General features: G+C 57.8%; 13 protein-coding genes and 1 pseudogene. 10 read left to right on the top strand and 4 right to left on the bottom strand.

Features of this window, described 5'->3' with window-relative positions; translation table 11 throughout:
- Positions 1 to 71: 71 nt before the first annotated feature.
- The 6 genes from trmB (at position 72) to HKD40_RS03440 (ending at position 7386) form a co-directional block, all read left to right on the top strand.
- Entirely contained in the window at positions 72 to 776 is a 705-nt protein-coding gene (trmB, locus tag HKD40_RS03465; RefSeq protein ID WP_169194331.1) for a tRNA (guanosine(46)-N7)-methyltransferase TrmB, read from the top strand.
- 123 nt (positions 777 to 899) lie between these two features.
- Complete coding sequence (gene rimP / locus HKD40_RS03460; protein WP_169194330.1) at positions 900 to 1526, top strand: ribosome maturation factor RimP; 627 nt, start codon at positions 900 to 902, stop codon at positions 1524 to 1526.
- On the top strand, positions 1526 to 3121 hold the full coding sequence (nusA, locus tag HKD40_RS03455; protein WP_169194329.1) for a transcription termination factor NusA: 1596 nt from the start codon (positions 1526 to 1528) through the stop codon (positions 3119 to 3121). The genes rimP and nusA overlap by 1 nt, the downstream gene beginning before the upstream one ends.
- Positions 3122 to 3151: 30 nt before the next feature.
- The gene (locus HKD40_RS03450) at positions 3152 to 3841 is read left to right on the top strand and encodes an RNA-binding protein (RefSeq protein WP_282567605.1); all 690 of its coding nucleotides are present in this window, start codon (positions 3152 to 3154) and stop codon (positions 3839 to 3841) included.
- 5 nt (positions 3842 to 3846) lie between these two features.
- Entirely contained in the window at positions 3847 to 6687 is a 2841-nt protein-coding gene (infB, locus tag HKD40_RS03445) for a translation initiation factor IF-2 (protein ID WP_169194327.1), read from the top strand.
- A 135-nt stretch (positions 6688 to 6822) separates the two neighbouring features.
- Positions 6823 to 7386, top strand: a complete 564-nt coding sequence (locus tag HKD40_RS03440) for a DJ-1/PfpI family protein (protein WP_169194326.1) — start codon at positions 6823 to 6825, stop codon at positions 7384 to 7386.
- Positions 7387 to 7486: 100 nt separating this feature from the next.
- Here HKD40_RS03440 and HKD40_RS03435 read toward each other — a convergent pair whose 3' ends face one another.
- The 4 genes and pseudogenes from HKD40_RS03435 to HKD40_RS18160 all read right to left on the bottom strand — a co-directional run bounded on the left by HKD40_RS03435 (position 7487) and on the right by HKD40_RS18160 (position 12914).
- The gene (locus tag HKD40_RS03435; RefSeq protein WP_169194325.1) at positions 7487 to 8134 is read right to left on the bottom strand and encodes a L,D-transpeptidase; all 648 of its coding nucleotides are present in this window, start codon (positions 8132 to 8134) and stop codon (positions 7487 to 7489) included.
- 229 nt (positions 8135 to 8363) lie between these two features.
- On the bottom strand, positions 8364 to 10508 hold the full coding sequence (gene pnp, locus HKD40_RS03430; RefSeq protein WP_169194324.1) for a polyribonucleotide nucleotidyltransferase: 2145 nt from the start codon (positions 10506 to 10508) through the stop codon (positions 8364 to 8366).
- A 308-nt stretch (positions 10509 to 10816) separates the two neighbouring features.
- Positions 10817 to 11124 (bottom strand): annotated as a pseudogene (gene rpsO / locus HKD40_RS03425) (30S ribosomal protein S15).
- 104 nt (positions 11125 to 11228) lie between these two features.
- Positions 11229 to 12914 (bottom strand): sensor histidine kinase, encoded by a 1686-nt coding sequence (locus HKD40_RS18160; protein WP_169194322.1) that lies wholly within the window; start codon positions 12912 to 12914, stop codon positions 11229 to 11231.
- Between the two features lie 277 nt (positions 12915 to 13191).
- Between HKD40_RS18160 and miaB the strand changes: the two genes are divergently transcribed.
- The 4 genes from miaB to HKD40_RS03400 all read left to right on the top strand — a co-directional run bounded on the left by miaB (position 13192) and on the right by HKD40_RS03400 (position 17455).
- Positions 13192 to 14586, top strand: a complete 1395-nt coding sequence (gene miaB / locus HKD40_RS03415; RefSeq protein ID WP_169194321.1) for a tRNA (N6-isopentenyl adenosine(37)-C2)-methylthiotransferase MiaB — start codon at positions 13192 to 13194, stop codon at positions 14584 to 14586.
- Between the two features lie 251 nt (positions 14587 to 14837).
- Positions 14838 to 15872 carry a PhoH family protein gene (locus HKD40_RS03410; protein ID WP_248305890.1) on the top strand — a complete coding sequence of 345 codons (1035 nt, stop codon included), beginning with the start codon at positions 14838 to 14840 and terminating at the stop codon, positions 15870 to 15872.
- Positions 15863 to 16342, top strand: a complete 480-nt coding sequence (ybeY, locus tag HKD40_RS03405) for an rRNA maturation RNase YbeY (RefSeq protein ID WP_282567637.1) — start codon at positions 15863 to 15865, stop codon at positions 16340 to 16342. The genes HKD40_RS03410 and ybeY overlap by 10 nt, the downstream gene beginning before the upstream one ends.
- Positions 16343 to 16528: 186 nt before the next feature.
- Positions 16529 to 17455, top strand: coding sequence for a hemolysin family protein (locus tag HKD40_RS03400; protein ID WP_169194319.1), 927 nt, complete (start codon positions 16529 to 16531; stop codon positions 17453 to 17455).
- The last annotated feature ends 120 nt before the right edge of the window (positions 17456 to 17575 follow it).

Here is a 17575-nt window from a genome sequence, read left to right as displayed (position 1 = left end):
TACGCGCATAACCTTGACCAAGGGCCTCTTTTGCACCAAGCGAAGGGGCCCTTCATTTATTCTAGATGACCATGACCGAACACGAGCTACCCAAAACCCGCACCGGCGAGCCGCGCGCCTTCTTTGGTCGCCGTTCTGGCAAGAAATTGCATGGTGGGCAGCTTGAGCTGGTCGATGATCTGCTGCCGCAGGTTGAGATCAAACTCCAAGAGCAATTTGATCCGCGCTCGATCTATCCCGATGCCAAGCGCATTGTGGTCGAGATCGGCTATGGTGGTGGCGAACATCTGGCGCGCAAGGCCGCCGAAGAGCCAGAAACCGGCTTTATTGGCTGCGAAGTTTTTACCGGCGGTATCGGTAAGATGGTTCAGGCCATTGCTGCTGCTGAGCTGCAAAACATACGCCTCTTCACCGATGACGCGCTCAAGTTTTTGATGAGCCTGCCCGACGCCTCCGTCGATGCGATTTATCTGCTCTATCCCGATCCGTGGCCGAAGAGCCGTCACCACAAGCGCCGCTTTGTGTCGCCGACCACCTTGGCGCAGCTCTCCCGCGTCATTCGTCCGGGGGGCAATTTCTTCTTTGCCTCAGACATTGAAGATTATGCCGATTGGACGCAGGCGCATCTAGTGCGCTGCCCTGAGTTCCGCTTTGAAACCAGCGCGCCCGGTGATTGGCACATTCCTTATGCGGGTTGGAAGCCGACTCGCTATGAACAGAAAGCGCGTCGCGAAGGTCGGATGATTTCCTGGTATTTCACCTATACCCGCGTGTGATGAGAAGCCTCTCGCTTGGCTTGCCATTGGCGGGTTGAGGGTCTATATAGAGACCAACATCGTTGCTCTCTTCTGAGAGTGGGTGCCGGAAGGCCCCCGCTCTTTTTGTTATCTTGGGATCCAATGGCTTTCGATCTGACCGAAAAGCGCTACATTAAAGAGACCGGGCTTGAAGCTCGCATCTCGCGCATCGTTGAGCCGGTGGCTAATGGCCTCGGCTACTCGCTGGTTCGTGTGAAAATCACGCAGGAAAACGGCTGCACCCTTCAGATTATGGCTGAAGATGCCAATGGCCGCTTCAACATTACCGATTGTGAAAATCTGTCCAAGGACCTGTCTCCGGTTCTCGACGTAGAAGATCCAATCGAACGCGAATATCATCTGGAAGTGTCCTCGCCGGGCATCGACCGGGCCCTCGTTCGTAAGCGCGATTATGAGCGCTTCCTTGGCCATGAAGCCAAGATCGAGCTGATGGACATGGTCAATGGCCGCAAGCGCTTCCGTGGCGACATCACTGCGGTGGATGCGGATGGCGTGACCATCACTCTTCCTGATGCGCCGGGCGGTACTGATCCAAATCACAAGCTCGCCTTCTCAACCATTGGGGAAGCCAAGCTGGTCATGACCGACAAGCTCATGGATATGGCTCGCGCTGAGCAAGAGCTGCATCCAATCGACGACGACGAAACCGAAACGGTTGAATACGCCGACGCCGATAATGACGACGATATGTCTGAGGAGTCCAAATAATGGCTGTTAGTGCGAATCGCCTTGAGCTGTTGCAGATCGCCGACGCTGTAGCGCGTGAAAAGTCGATCGACCGTATGGTCGTCATCGAAGCCATGCAGGACGCCATGGAAAAGGCGGCCAAGGGCCGTTATGGCGCTGAAACCGAAATCAAGGTTGAGATCAACCCACGCTCGGGCGAAACCCGTATGTGGCGTCTGCTGGAGATCGTTGAGTTCGTTGAAGAACCAGCGCGCCAGGTTGATCTCAAGTTTGCCAAGACCAAGTCGCCTGAGGCGCGCATCGGTGACTTCCTCACCGAGCCGCTGCCGCCAATGGAATTTGGCCGTATCGCCGCTCAGTCGGCTAAGCAGGTTATCGTTCAGAAGGTCCGCGACGCTGAGCGCGACCGTATGTTCGAAGAATTCCAGGGCCGTATTGGCGAAATCGTCAACGGTTCGGTTAAGCGCGTTGAATATGGCAATGTGATCGTCGACCTCGGTCGTGGCGAAGCCATCATTCGTCGTGACGAACTGATCCCGCGCGAAATGTTCCGCTACGGCGATCGCGTCCGCGCTTATGTTTATGACGTGCGTCGTGAACAGCGTGGTCCGCAGATTTTCCTCTCGCGCACCCATCCGCAGTTCATGGCCAAGCTCTTCATGCAAGAAGTGCCGGAAATCTATGATGGCGTGATCACCATTCGCTCCATCGCTCGTGACCCAGGGTCGCGCGCTAAGATCGCCGTTACCTCGAACGACAGCTCGATCGATCCGGTCGGCGCTTGCGTTGGTATGCGTGGCTCGCGTGTTCAGGCTGTCGTGGCCGAACTGCAGGGCGAAAAGATCGACATTATTCCGTGGACCGACGGCATTGCCGATCTCGTCGTTTCCGCGCTTCAGCCTGCTGACGTTGCCAAAGTTGTTCTCGATGAACAGGCCGAGCGCATCGAAGTTGTGGTTCCTGATGAGCAGCTTTCGCTCGCCATCGGTCGCCGTGGTCAGAACGTGCGTCTGGCCAGCCAGCTCATTGGTTGGGATATCGACATCCTGACCGAGCAGGAAGAAAGCGAACGTCGCCAGAAGGAATTCACCGAACGCTCGACCCTGTTCATGCAGGCGCTGGACGTTGACGAAATGGTTGCCCAGCTTCTGGCTTCGGAAGGCTTCTCTTCGGTTGAAGAACTGGCCTATATCGAGCCGGGCGAAATCGCCACCATTGAAGGTTTCGATGAAGAAACCGCTGGTGAAATTCAGGCCCGCGCTGCTGACTTCCTCGCTGAAATCGATCGCAAGTTCGATGAAGAGCGTAAGGAGCTTGGCGTCGATGACGAGCTTTACGAAATTGCTGGCCTGAACGCTGCCATGTTGGTGGCTCTGGGCAAGGAAGACATTAAGACGGTCGAAGACTTCGCTGGTTGTGCAGCGGATGATCTTATCGGCTGGACCGAACGCAAGGATGGCGAAACGAAGCGCTTCGAAGGTACTTTCAAGGACTTCCCGGTTTCTCGCGAAGAAGCCGAAGACATGATTATGCAGGCTCGTATCCGTGCTGGTTGGATCAGTGCAGACGAAATTCCTGCAGACGAAGACGATCAGTCTGTGGAGGAGGCGGTCTAACGACCGCCCTCCTCTTGGGAGCACCTGGCAGTGGCCCGGCGCGTAGAAACAACTAGAACTTGTGCCTTGACCCGCGAGGAATTGCCGGTCGAGGCGCTGGTGCGTTTCGTGGTTGGCCCCGATGAGGTGCTAGTCCCCGATGTCGAGGCACGCGCTGAAGGGCGCGGGGTCTGGATCTCGCTCAATCACGAAGCTGTGTCAGAAGCTGTCCGGAAAAAGGCGTTTGCACGGAGCCTAAAGGCCCCTGTAACCGTTCCGGATGATCTGGCACAACTCACCAGACTGCGTCTTGAGCAGCGCTATCTTTCGGCACTGGGCATGGCGAAAAAGGCCGGTCAATTTGTGACCGGAGCGACTAAAGTCAAAGGCGTTCTTGACAATGGAACGGCCTTGGCGCTCATCACCGCGACTGACGCGGCGCCCGATGGGCGGAACAAGATGACGGGGTCCTTGCGGGCTCTCAATTATGCGCGGCGCGACGAGGGCATCTCTGGCCCAGATGTGCCGCACTTCGAATTGCTCTCAAGTGATCAAATGGGTTTGGCACTTGGGTTGGAAAATGTGATACATGCTGCCCTGACGACAGGGGCAGCTGCGCAATCGGCGCTTGCAAAGGCGAGACGTCTCGCCATTTACAACGCCCAACCGACGCAAGAAGACACCGGCAGTGCATCTGCCATTGGTGAGCTTTTGCCCGCGGACCAGGACGAAAGACGATAGGAAGTATGGCTGATAACGACGACAAGCGTTCCGACGACACCGGCGCCAAAAAGACTCTGACCCTCAAGGGCGGCGCCGGGCTGGGCAATCGCCCCGGCGGGATGTCGCGCGCGCCCACGCGCTCGACCGTAGTCGTGGAAAAGCGCACTCGCGTGGTTCCCAAGCCCGCCGGACAGACCGGCACGGGTAGCGGCGGTGGCCGTCCCCAGGGTTCGGGCCGACCACAGGGTGGCCGCCCCCAGCAGCAGAACCGCGCACCGCTAGGCCTTTCGGCAGCGGAAGCAGAAGCACGCCGTAAGGCGCTTGCTCTCGCTGGCGCGCGTCAGGCTGAAGATAGTGAGCGTTTTGCAGCAGAAGAAGCGCGCCGCATTGAAGATGACAACCGTCGTCGTCAGATCCGCGAAGAAGCTGCACGCCAGGAAGAAGAACGCCGTCAGGCTGACGAAGCTCGTCGCGCTGAAGAAGCTGCATCCGTAGCTGCTGCAGAACGTCCGGTCGTCGAAGAAAAGCCAGCCCGCGAAGACTTCGTTCCAGCGAGCCAGCGCAATCCAGGCCCACGCGACGTTCGCGTCGTTGCTGGTCGTCCGGGTCAGTCCGCGCGTCCTACACGCAACGAACGTCCAGAAGGTGGTGCTCGTCCAACCGGCGACAACCGCCGTCCAGAAGGCACAGGCACCCGTCCTGCCGGTGGCAACACCCGTCCAGCTGGTACGAACACCCGCCCAACAGGTGCGAACACCCGTCCTGCCGGCACCGGTGCTCGTCCAACGAGCGCGCGTCCGTCCCCAGGCATGGCCCCAATCGGTAACGTCCCACCAGCGCCGCCAAGCGAAGCTGATGGTCGTCGTACCCGCGCTGGTGCGCCTCAGGCTCGTCCGACCACTGAAGCAGAACTCGAGAACGCACGTCGCGCCTCGCGCGCTCAGCCAGAACGTCCAACCCGTAAGGCGGACAATGGCGCCTCGCGTGGCCGTCTGACTGTTTCGACTGCAACCACCGAAAGCGATCGTGATCGTGGCCCGTCTTTGGCCGCTATGAAGCGTCGTCGCGACAAGAAGATGGGCCGCAACCAGCAGGATGCGCCAAAGCTTCAGCGTGAAGTGGTTATTCCAGAAGTCATCACGGTTGCAGAACTTGCAAACCGTATGGCCGAACGTTCGGTCACCGTGATCAAGATGCTCATGCAGCAGGGTCAGATGGTCAAGATCACCGACGTGATCGACGCCGACACTGCAGAACTGATCGCAACTGAACTCGGCCACACCGTTAAGCGCGTTTCGGACGCCGACGTTGAAGAAGGCCTGTTCGACATCGCTTCGGACGACAAGGCAGAAGATCTGACGGATCGTGCGCCGGTTGTGACCATCATGGGTCACGTCGACCACGGTAAGACTTCACTTCTCGATGCGATCCGCAATGCCAATGTTGTGTCTGGTGAAGCCGGTGGCATCACCCAGCACATCGGTGCGTATCAGGTTGAACGGAACGGTGCGAAAATCACCTTCCTCGACACCCCAGGCCACGAAGCGTTCACCGCTATGCGTGCTCGTGGTGCTCAGGCAACCGACATCGCCATCCTCGTGGTTGCAGCAGACGACTCCGTCATGCCGCAGACCATCGAATCCATCAAGCACGCCAAGGCGGCTGGTGTTCCGATCATCGTTGCGATCACCAAGATGGATAAGCCTTCGGCTGATCCGCAGAAGGTTCGCACCGAACTCTTGCAGCACGAAGTCTTCGTCGAAACCATGGGCGGCGACGTCCTCGACGTAGAACTCTCGGCCAAGACTGGTCTGGGCCTCGACAAGCTCCTCGAAACCATCCTCCTGCAGGCTGAAGTTCTCGAGCTCAAGGTTGCTCGTGATGGCCGTGCTGAAGGCCAGGTTATCGAAGCCAAGCTCGATCGCGGTCGCGGTCCAGTGGCTACGGTTCTCGTGCAGCGTGGCACGCTCAAGGTTGGCGACATTGTTGTTGCTGGCACCGAGTTCGCCCGTGTTCGCGCCCTGATTAACGACAAGGGTGAGCAGGTTAAGGAAGCCGGTCCTTCGGTTCCAGTTGAAGTCCTCGGCTTCAATGGCGTTCCGTCCGCTGGCGATCGCTTCTCGGTTGTTGAAACCGATGCGCGTGCTCGTGAAGTCACCGAATACCGTCAGCGCGCAATCCGCGAAAAGACAGCCGGTGGTGGTGCAACCAGCCTCGAGCAGATGATGAATCAGCTCAAGGCGAACGGCATCTCCAAGTTCCCGCTGATCATCAAGGGCGACGTGCAGGGTTCGGTCGAAGCGATCGTTGCTTCGCTCAACAAGCTCTCGACCGACGAAGTTTCGGCTCAGATCATCTACTCGGGCGTTGGTGGTATCACCGAGTCCGACGTGACCCTGGCTCAGGCTTCGAACGCGATTGTCATGGGCTTTAACGTCCGTGCCAATAAGCAGGCGAACGAACTCGCCAACCGCGACGCGATCGAAATCCGCTACTACAACATCATTTACAACCTCATCGAGGATGTGAAGGGTGCGATGAGCGGCCTCCTGGCTCCAGAACGTCGCGAAACCTTCATCGGCTACGCTTCGATCAAGGAAGTGTTCCAGATCACCAAGGTCGGCAAGGTTGCTGGCTGTCAGGTCACCGAAGGCTTCATCGAACGTGGTGCTGGCGTCCGTCTGCTGCGCGACAACGTGGTTATCCACGAAGGCAAGCTCAAGACCCTCAAGCGCTTCAAGGACGAAGTCAAGGAAGTGCAAGTCGGTCAGGAATGCGGTATGGCCTTCGAAAACTACGAAGACATTCGTGCCAACGACGTTATCGAATGCTTCCGCGTCGAAACCGTCCAGCGTTCGCTCTAAGCGCGTTGAAAACAAATTGAGAAAAGGGCGTGGCTTCGGTCACGCCCTTTTTTTTATGGGTGGAGAAAAGGGTTTACTACTGACATTCCCTGTCACTGTTCTGGCATCAAGCTCCTGAATAATCAGGAGAAATCAATGCACCCCATCACCATCATCCTCACCGAAGGTTTTTCGGATTGGGAGATTGCGCTCATCAGTGGGGCAGGGCGTCTCTTTTTCGCGGCAGACATCCGCTTTGTATCGCCAAATGGTGGCAATCTGACCTCGGCGGGCGGAATGCTTGTCGCCGATACCGGCAAGCTCGACGTTTGCTCCGAGGGCGTTTTGGTCGTCTGCGGCGGGACAATTTGGGATGCGCCTGATGCGCCTGACATCTCCCCAGTTCTGCTGGCCAGCAAAGCGGCGGGCGCCACCATTGCCGCCATTTGTGGCGGTACGCTCCCTGCGGCCCGTGCAGGCTTGCTGAACGCTATCCCACACACCTCCAATGGCGACGGCTATCTCGCGGCTCTGGTGCCGGCCTATGCCGGTGCGCAGCACTATATTGCCCAGACCAAGGCTATCGCTGCTGATGGTGTCATCACCGCAGCTGGAACGGCACCCGTGAGCTTTGCCGCTGAAGTCTTTGCGGCGGCCGGCTTGCCGCCAGAAGCCGTTGCGCAGTTCTTGGCCATGCTGGGCGCCGAACATCACGCCTAACGCATAAAAAAAAGCCCGCTTCGGGAGGCGAAGCGGGCCCTATTTTTGCCGGCGACAGTGACTACGGTAAGGGCGCCACCAGCAAATCTACATAGGACGGTTAGTTGACAACCGTCACACGCGCACCGACCGGCACGCGCGAATACAAGTCGATAATGTCTTGGTTCATCAGGCGGATACAGCCCGAAGAGACATTGGTACCAATGGTATAGGGCTCGGTCGTCCCGTGAATACGGAACAGCGTGTCCGCCCCATTGCGATAGAGATAAAGCGCACGCGGACCAAGCGGATTGGTCGGGCCCGGAGGCATGCCACCGGCGTATGGACCATAACGATCAGGTTCACGACGGATCATGGATTGAGTGGGTGTCCAACGGGGCCAAGCAGCCTTGCGGCCGATCGTGGCATTGCCGCGGAACACCAAGGCTTCGTCCTTGCCGACGCCGATGCCGTAACGCAGGGCGCGGTTGTTTTCCATGACGAGGTAGAGGTAATGCGCTGGCGTGTCGATAACGATCGTGCCCGGACGCTCGGAGGTGAAATACTCCACTTCCTGGCGCCACCACTTGGGGTCGACGCGACGCAGGTCCATGGCTTCCACCGGATGTGGCTCGTCATAGAGAGGGCCGTACATGCGGACATAATAGGGGTCGAAAGTGGGCTCAACCACCTTAGGCTGACGTGTTGTTGTACACGCTGTCAGCGCAGTGGCGGAAATCCCGATCAGGAACAGACGGCGAGAAAGCAACTCGGAACCTCAATCAAAACGGGGGGTGTTGAGAATGTGGCGAGGGATCCCGCCTTCGACACTACCCATACCTTTGCTTACCTTAACATGGCACCAATGCGGCGGTTCCGTGTCGCAAAAATCCCAATCCTGCAAATGTTGCTCAAAAAGCACATGCGTACTGAGGCTAAAAGAAAAAGGCCAGCAGAGCCGGCCTTCTTCAAATTGGTGATGGAAAATTTAGCTGAAATTATTCAGCCGAATCATCCCTGGCAGCGGCCACGATTTCCTGACCTGTTGCCTGATCGACAACCTTCATGGAGAGGCGAACCTTACCGCGTTCGTCAAAGCCCAGAAGCTTGACCCAAACCTTGTCGCCTTCCTTGACCACATCGGTGGTCTTGGCAACGCGCTGGTCGGCCAGCTGGGAGATGTGCACGAGGCCATCCTTGGCGCCGAAGAAGTTCACGAATGCACCAAAGTCAGCGGTCTTAACGACAGTACCCTGGTAGATTGCGTTCACTTCTGGCTCGTCGGTGATCGAGCGGATCCACTTGATCGCAGCGTCGATCTGCGAACCTTCCGAAGACGAAACCTTTACGGTGCCGTCGTCTTCGATGTTGATCTTCGCGCCGGTCTTTTCCACGATTTCGCGGATAACCTTGCCACCGGTGCCGATCACTTCACGGATCTTGTCGGTTGGGATCTTGAGGGTTTCAATGCGCGGAGCAAATTCACCGACTTCACCACGGCTCTGGCTCAGGGCCTTGCCCATTTCGCCCAGAATGTGGATGCGGCCGTCCTTAGCCTGCGCCAGAGCGGTCTTCATGATCTCTTCGGTGATACCGGCGATCTTGATGTCCATCTGCAGCGAGGTGATGCCTTCTTCGGTCCCTGCGACCTTGAAGTCCATGTCGCCGAGGTGATCTTCGTCACCCAGAATGTCCGAAAGAACGGCGTACTTGTCGCCTTCCAGGATCAGCCCCATGGCGATACCGGCCACTGGACGCTTCATTGGAACGCCAGCGTCCATCAGTGCGAGCGAGGTGCCGCAAACGGTTGCCATCGAGGACGAGCCGTTCGATTCGGTGATCTCGGACACGATACGGATGGTGTATGGGAATTCTTCCAGCGATGGGCGGATCGGGTTGATCGCGCGCCAAGCCAGCTTGCCGTGACCGATTTCGCGACGGCCTGGGGAACCCATACGACCAGCTTCACCTACCGAATATGGAGGGAAGTTGTAGTGCAGGAGGAAGTTTTCCTTGCGGGTGCCTTCGAGGCTGTCGATGAACTGTTCGTCATCGGCAGTACCGAGGGTCGCAACAACCAGCGCCTGAGTTTCACCGCGGGTGAACACAGCCGAACCGTGGGTGCGTGGCAGGATACCAACTTCAGAAACGATCGAGCGAACGGTCTTGGTGTCACGGCCGTCGATACGGCTGCCGGTGTCCAGAATGTTCCAGCGAACGATCTTGGCCTGCAGGTTGTGAACGACTTCGCCGAGCGCTTCCTTGGACACTTCGCCAGCTTCGATCTTGGCAGCAAAAGCTTCCTTGACCTTGGTGTTGGCAGCGGCAACCGCAGCGTAGCGTGCAGCCTTTTCAGTGATCTGGTAAGCAGCGCGCAGGTCAGCTTCAGCAATCGTCAGGACTTCAGCTTCGAGAGCCGAGAAGTCTGGCGGAGTGAATTCGCGTGGTTCCTTGGCAGCAAGTTCAGCCAGCTTGATGATCGCTTCGATCACCTGAGCCGATGCCTTGTGACCGAACATCACTGCGCCGAGCATGATTTCTTCCGAAAGCTCCTGAGCTTCCGATTCAACCATCAGAACGGCGTCCTGCGTGCCAGCCATGACGAGGTCAAGCTTGCTGTCAGCACGACGATCAACTGGCAGGTTCAGAACGTATTCGCCATCGACATAACCAACGCGCGCAGCGCCGATTGGGCCCATGAACGGAACGCCGGAGATGGTCAGAGCAGCAGAAGCTGCGACCATGGCGAGCACGTCTGGGTTGTTTTCCATGTCGTGCTGGAGAACGGTGATGACGACCTGAGTTTCGAACTTGTAGCCATCTGGGAACAGTGGGCGGATCGGACGGTCGATGAGGCGCGAAACCAAAGTTTCGTTCTCGCTCGGACGGCCTTCACGCTTGAAGTAACCGCCTGGGATTTTGCCCGCGGCGAAGTACTTTTCCTGGTAGTTGACGGTCAGAGGGAAGAAGTCCTGGCCGGGCTTTGCGGTCTTAGCGCTTACCACGGTCGCGAGAACAACGGTTTCGCCCAGCGAGGCAATGACTGCACCGTCAGCCTGGCGAGCCATCTTACCGGTCTCGAGCGTAAGCGGCTGGCCGCCCCAGTTCAGCTCGACCTTGTGGTGGTCAAAATTGATCGACATGACTTGTCTTTCTGTTTTGCGGCAGAGCGGGAACGCGCGTGAGGCCTTCACGAGCGAACTCTACCGATGTGCCCGCACTGATGATGCACCCCATGTGCATGTCAGCTCAAAATCAGGCACTGGTTCTGTTGGCGGGTCAGAACATGGACAAGACAACGAGCAACTCCTCAGCGGAAGTGGCTGGTAATCCTGCCATGCTCCGGCATCGCCGGCCTAAAAGCACTTTCCGCCATATTGCGGGAGTTTGCTCTAAACTGCCCCGGAAAAGGGCAACCGGCGCGAGAGTTGCCTCACGCGCCGGAAGTTTTTTAGCGACGCAGGCCGAGCTTTTCGATCAGCGACTGGTAGCGCGCGCCGTCAACCTTCTTGAGGTAGTCGAGCAGGCTACGACGGGTCGAAACGAGCTTGAGAAGACCACGACGGGAGTGGTTGTCCTTCTTGTGGCCCTTGAAGTGTTCGGTGAGGTTCGCAATGCGTTCAGACAGAATCGCAACCTGCACTTCCGGCGAACCGGTGTCGTTTGCAGTGGTTGCGTATTCCTTGATGAGTTCTGCCTTGCGTTCTGCAGTAATCGACATCAGCTGTTCCTTTTCAGTTAGGAAAGTGGACGCCCCAACCAGGATGTCGTCCAGGTAGGGCCATGAAGGCAGGCCGTCTTGTCATGCAACAAGCCGCCAGCTGGGCGGACCTATAGGGCAAATAGGCCCAAAACACCAGAATTTATTGGGCTGCCAGCTGCTCCTCGGGTCGCGCCGCCGCAAAGGACGGGTCGAGTGCGGTGAGGGGGACGTGAAATTGCCACTCAACCCCATCGGGATGCGCGATTCTTTCCACTTTTGCCCCTAGGGCTCCACCCACCATGGTGCGCAACACAATCGTGCCAAAGCCAGATCGGTCGGTCATCACCAGTTCCGAGCGCAGATACTCACGCCAGCGGATAAACAGCATGGAGTCTTTAATATCCCAGCTCAGCTTTAGTCGCCCACTTGGCTCATAAAACGCGCCATAGCGCGTGGCATTGGTCGACAGCTCATGCAGCGCCATGCCCAAAATCTGTGCTCCTTGCGGGTTGATGCGCACCTCAGGTCCGTCAATGGTCACCCGGTCTGCATCGGGTGGCAGGAAAGGCCCCAATTGCTGGTCGACCAGTTCACTTAACATCACCCCAGCCCGACCATTGGCCAAGAGCAGGTCGGTCGAGCGCGCCAGACCCAAAATGCGTTTCTCAAGGGTCTGCACATAGGTGGGCAGATCGGTAGAACCCCGCGCCGTTTGCTTGGCCATAGCGGCGATAACGGCCATTTGGTTCTTTGAGCGATGTGCCAACTCCCGCATCAGGAAACGAATGTCGCGCTCGGCGGTTTGCCGTTGCTCAGAGGCGACGGCCAGCGTTTTTGACACCTCGGCAATTTCGGCAACCGGATAAGAGCGCGGATAGACCGTTTCGCCATGCCCAAGGCGTCTCGCGTCAACGCTGAGCCCCTTGACCGAATGACGAATACGGCCAGCGATCAAAAAGGCGACCCCAGTCGAGGTCGCGGCAATGACAAGCGCCCAAATGGCCAATTGTTGCAGCGAGTCGGCCAGTGGCTTTTGCACATTGGCAGCGGACGCCCAAGCGACGATACGCCAGCCCGTGAGAGGCGAGCGCCAGAGCACACTCACCACATCTTCGCCGTCATAGACCTCGCGTGAAAACCGCTCGTCGGGCAAATTGGATTGGTCTTGGCGCAGTGGCAGCGTCTCTGCGACCTCAAGTCCCGCGTCCAAAGTTGACGCCATCACCGCGTTGTTGAGATCAATGAGGGCCGCGTGCCAGCCCTCGGGCAATTGGCGTGATTGCAGTGCTGGCGCAAGATCATCTGAATTTTGCGCCAGTCCCAAAAGCGCAACGCTTTCAGTCGTCTGGACCGGGAGCCACACACTGAACACATGTCGCCGCGAGGCGGCGCCCATGAAGAGGTTGGATATCGCGGGGCGCCCAGTTTCGAGCGCCAAGGCCGCCGTCACCGGGTCGGCGGTTTTCGGCAGCTTGGTGCCAAAGGGCATGCGCGTGTTCAAAATCTGGTTGAACTCGTCATCCGTGGCCAGCAGATAGGTGCTCGTTCCCTGCAGCGCTTGGGTGGCGCGGGCGTGGAAGTTGATCAGGTCTTCGTCCTGCATGGCCTGTGTAGCGGCTAGAACGCGCAAAGTGGTCGCCATGCCAGCAACTTCACGGTCCACCGAATAGCCCATGGCCTGCACAGTGGCATTGATCAGTGTGTTGACGACGGCTTGTTGGGTGTCGTTGCCGCGATTGATCAGCACGACCGAGACAGCAAAGGCGGGAATGAGGATCACAAGCACCAGTGCATAGAGATAGGTGGCGATCGAGTGACCGCGATGGAATTTACCGAGCTTGGGCACTTTGTGTACCCCGGCGATTGCCATCCGATTATAGCCCCTGCATCAACTTAGTGTACGACGATCTGAACGCCTGCGCGCCAGCCTTGTTCCAAAACCACGCTTCGGATTACTCGCCTAACGCTATTGTCGTCGACCCATCGGCTAACCAACACTTAGTGCGAAGTGCAGACTGTGCCTGCTTGCAATAATCAGTACTTCTATAACCGAGATAACCCGCAACTCGGCGTTCGGTTGCAGAGGCATGGCATGAATTGTTTGGCTCTGCTAAAGAGCCACCATGACCCAGACTATGATCCCGAGCGCACCCAAGCGGGTGTTCATCAAGACTTATGGCTGTCAGATGAATGTCTATGACAGCGACCGCATGGCCGACGCCTTGGCGCCGCACGGTTATACGCCGACGCAAGAGCTTGCTGAGGCCGATCTGGTCCTGCTCAACACTTGTCACATCCGCGAAAAAGCCTCGGAAAAGGTCTTCTCCGAACTGGGTCGCCTGCGTGAATTGCAGGATGAAAAGCGCGCCGCTGGCAGCGATATGATGATCGGTGTTGCCGGTTGCGTGGCGCAGGCCGAGGGCGAAGAAATTGCCCGCCGCGCGCCCGTGGTCGATCTGGTTTTTGGTCCGCAGGCTTACCACCGCCTGCCTGAAATGCTCTCGCAGGTCGAATCGCGCAAGCATCTGCACCCCTCGCTCAAGCGCGCCGTTATCGACACTGACTTCCCCGAAGAAGATAAGTTCGCTCATCTTCCTGCTGCCAAAAAAGAAGTGATGGTTGCGCGCGGCCTCACCGCTTTCCTTACTGTGCAGGAAGGCTGCGATAAGTTCTGCTCCTTCTGCGTTGTGCCCTATACGCGTGGCGCTGAAGTGTCCCGTCCGGTCTCCCAGGTGCTCGACGAAGCCCGTCGTCTGGTCGACGCCGGCGTCAAGGAAATCACCCTGCTGGGCCAGAACGTTAACGCCTACCACGGCACCGATGCCGCCGGGCGCGATGTCGGCCTTGGCGCGCTGGTTTATCTCCTCGCCGAAATTTCTGGCCTTGAGCGCCTGCGCTACACAACCAGCCATCCCCGCGACATGGACGATGCGCTGATCAATGCGCACCGTGATCTGCCGCTTCTCATGCCTTACTTGCACCTGCCGGTTCAGTCCGGTTCGGATCGCATTTTGAAGGCCATGAACCGCAAGCACACGCGCGCTGAATATCTCGCGCTCATCGAGCGCATCAAAACCGCGCGTCCAGACATGGCCATGTCCGGCGACTTTATCGTCGGCTTCCCCGGCGAAACCGATCAGGATTTCGAGGACACTCTCGATATCATCCGCCAGACCAATTACGCCTCGGCCTATTCGTTCAAATACTCGACCCGTCCCGGCACGCCGGGCGCAAATCTGGGCGATCAAATCGCCGAAGAGGTCAAAACCGAGCGCCTCCATCGCCTGCAAGAGCTGGTCAATCAGCAGACCACGGACTTCCACGCCTCCATGATCGGCAAAACTCTGCCGGTTCTTATCGAGCGCGTTGGTCGTCAGGCCGGTCAGATTGGCGGTCGCTCGCCTTACCTGCAAGCGGTTCACCTCGATGGCAGCCCAGATCTCATCGGCAATATCCATCAGGTCGAGATCATTGGCACCATGACCAATTCGCTTGTCGGGCGTTTGGCCCAAAGCTAGTCGTCTAATCTCTCCCCGCTAGCGGGGGGCTCATACCTCTCCCCGGGGGGAGAGGTCGGCCATCGGCCGGTTGAGAGGGGCTTAGGCGCGCCGCGCAAACGCAAGTCTCGCCAAATGTCAGCCCTTGCTTTGAGATAAAACTGTCACCAAATACTTGAAGACAGCGAACGCAAATTCACCTAGCGTCGTTATGTGTTGGCGACGCAGCCCGCGGCGCCTCCTTTGGGAGCCGAGAAAGTTTGAGCAGGCATTTGTCACCATCAGCAGATAACGCCCTCGCATCACAACTCGAACTCGCCTTTGACGATAATCGCCTAGCTTCACAGCTCTATGGTGATTTCGACCAAAACCTCGCCCTCGTTGAACAACGTCTTGCCGTCACGGCCACGCCGCGCGGCAATCATGTGTTGCTCAAGGGCGCAGCGTCCAAGGTTGATCAGGCGCGTCGCGTGTTGGAATCTCTTTACGCCGGTCTTGAAGAAGGTCGCCGCGCCGATATTGGCGATGTCGATGCGGTCATTCGCATGATCGAGACCGAAGACAGCCAGCTCACGCTGCCGTCCTTGGAAAAGAAGGGCAAGGTGCGCATGGCCCAGATTGCCACGCGCAAATCCACCATCGTTGCCCGAACCCCTGCCCAAGACGCCTATATGCGCGCCATGGAGCGCAGCGAATTGGTTTTTGGTGTCGGCCCTGCAGGTACCGGTAAAACCTATCTCGCCGTCGCCCATGCTGCCTCGCTTCTTGAGCGCGGCGACATCAATCGTATCATCCTCTCGCGCCCGGCGGTGGAAGCGGGCGAACGCCTCGGCTTCTTGCCCGGCGATATGAAGGATAAGGTCGATCCGTATCTGCGCCCGCTCTACGACGCGCTGCACGATATGATGAAGCCTGAAAATGTCGAGCGCTGCATTGCCTCGGGCATTATTGAAGTCGCGCCGCTCGCCTTCATGCGCGGTCGCACGCTCTCCAATGCCGTCGTCATTCTCGACGAAGCGCAAAACACCACATCGATGCAGATGAAGATGTTCCTCACCCGTTTGGGTGAGAACTCTAAGATGATCGTCACTGGCGATCCGACACAGGTCGATCTACCGCGTGGTGAAAAATCGGGCCTCGTGGAAGCAGTTCACCTCCTCGACGGTGTGGAAGGCGTTCACATTTCCCGCTTTGGTGACAAGGATGTGGTTCGCCACGCGCTTGTCGGCCGCATCGTCCGGGCCTATGAGGCTGATACTGCGCGCCGTCTGGCCAAGCAGAATGCTGCCGAAGGACAATCGAACTGACTACTCTGCCTCTTGAAGTGGCCATCATCCGCAACGCGGATGGTTGGCCAGACCATTTTGACGAACTCGCTGAAAAGGCGGTGTTTGCGGCCCTCGCTGGCGCCAAAGCGCGCCTCAAAGGGCCTGCCGAAATATCTGTTGTTTTCACCGATGATGAAGAACAACGAGAATTAAACGCCGAGTGGCGTGGCAAAGACTCCTCGACAAATGTTCTCAGTTTTCCGCAAATCGAGCCTTTTGGGCCTGTCTTCGGTATTTTGGGTGACATTACGCTGGCGCGAGAAACTCTTGAGCTAGAAGCAAAAGATCTGGGCAAGAGCCTCGAAGATCATTTCACCCACCTAATGGTGCATGGATTTCTGCATATTTTGGGGTATGATCACATCGAGGAAGAGGAAGCTCTTCAAATGGAAGGGTTGGAAACCCAGATATTGGCCGGGCTCGGTATTGCCGATCCTTACGCCGATTAAAGGTGATGCAACCCATTTTTGGATGGGCCATTTCGTCCGAAGGTAACAGAAGCCGCATATGCGGCAGGCATGATGAACGACAGCGACAGTAAAAACGCCTCGCGGGTGGCAGATAACCCTGAACCTCCTTCTAGTACCGCCTCCGCTTCACGGGGGCCTAACTTGTGGAGCCGCCTTAAGGGCCTTATGCCCCTGAAGTCGGTCTCGCTGCGCGACGACTTACAAGTCGCGTTAGAGGAGCCGAGAACCGCCGACGCTGGCGATTTCTCGGATAGTGAGCGCGTCATTCTTCAGAACGTGCTCAAGCTTTCTAAAGTCTCCGTGGACGACGTCATGGTCGAACGCTCGGATATCCATGCGGTATCGGGCGATATCAACCTGGGCACGCTCTTGGCTAAGTTCCGCCAAGTGGGTCACTCCCGTCTGCCGGTCTACGAAGAAGGCTTGGACGATATTAAGGGCTTCATCCATATCAAGGACGCTCTGGCCAAAATCACCGAGCCAGTGAGCGATCCGGAAAAAGATGTCCCGGTTAAGCTTTTGTCGGCAGCGCTCAAAACGCGCATCGACAAGCTCGGCATTATGCGCTCGGCCATGTTTGTGCCGACCTTTATGCCGGCAGCCGATCTCTTGCAGTCCATGCGCGCCAGCCGCACCCACATGGCCATCGTGGTCGATGAATACGGCGGCACCGATGGTCTGGTGACCATTGAAGATCTGCTCGAAGCCGTCGTTGGCGAGATCGAAGACGAACACGACGTTGCCGAGGCCGCTTTGATTCGTCGCGTCGGTGATGATCTCTTCATCGCCAACGCACGTGCCGAATTGGAAGATGTGCGTAAGCTCATTGGTCCCGATTTCGACCCCGTCGAATATGCCGAAGCGGTGGACACCATTGGTGGCCTCGTTTTCGATATTGCCGGTCACGTTCCCAAGCGTGGCGAACGCGTGTCGGGTAATGGTCCGCTCGAAGGCTTTGAGTTTGAAATTCTGGCGGCCGACAGCCGTCGTATCAAACGCCTACGCATTCGCCGCAAGCGCGCCGATGATGCGCCAGAACCTCTGGCCATCACCGACCAGCGCCCCGCCGAAGAAAAAATGGCAGCGGAATAGTTTTAAGGCAGCCCCCGGGCTGCCTTTTCTTTTGGTTCTGTACCGAGGGCTCTTTACCTCTCCCTTTGGGGGAGAGGTCGGCGCGAAATGCAGGGTGAGGGGCCCTATGCCCCTTGCCGT

This window comes from Devosia sp. MC1541, from assembly GCF_012847305.1.
Taxonomy (GTDB): domain Bacteria; phylum Pseudomonadota; class Alphaproteobacteria; order Rhizobiales; family Devosiaceae; genus Devosia.
This window is presented reverse-complemented; position numbering and strand designations above follow the sequence as displayed.

Excerpts from the sequence above, each read along its gene's own strand:
- trmB (WP_169194331.1), top strand. The coding sequence starts at position 72 with ATGACCGAACACGAGCTACCCAAAACCCGCACCGGCGAGCCGCGCGCC.
- rimP (WP_169194330.1), top strand. The coding sequence starts at position 900 with ATGGCTTTCGATCTGACCGAAAAGCGCTACATTAAAGAGACCGGGCTT.
- nusA (WP_169194329.1), top strand. The coding sequence starts at position 1,526 with ATGGCTGTTAGTGCGAATCGCCTTGAGCTGTTGCAGATCGCCGACGCT.
- infB (WP_169194327.1), top strand. The coding sequence starts at position 3,847 with ATGGCTGATAACGACGACAAGCGTTCCGACGACACCGGCGCCAAAAAG.
- HKD40_RS03440 (WP_169194326.1), top strand. The coding sequence starts at position 6,823 with ATGCACCCCATCACCATCATCCTCACCGAAGGTTTTTCGGATTGGGAG.
- pnp (WP_169194324.1), bottom strand. The coding sequence starts at position 10,508 with ATGTCGATCAATTTTGACCACCACAAGGTCGAGCTGAACTGGGGCGGC.
- miaB (WP_169194321.1), top strand. The coding sequence starts at position 13,192 with ATGACCCAGACTATGATCCCGAGCGCACCCAAGCGGGTGTTCATCAAG.
- HKD40_RS03400 (WP_169194319.1), top strand. The coding sequence starts at position 16,529 with ATGCCCCTGAAGTCGGTCTCGCTGCGCGACGACTTACAAGTCGCGTTA.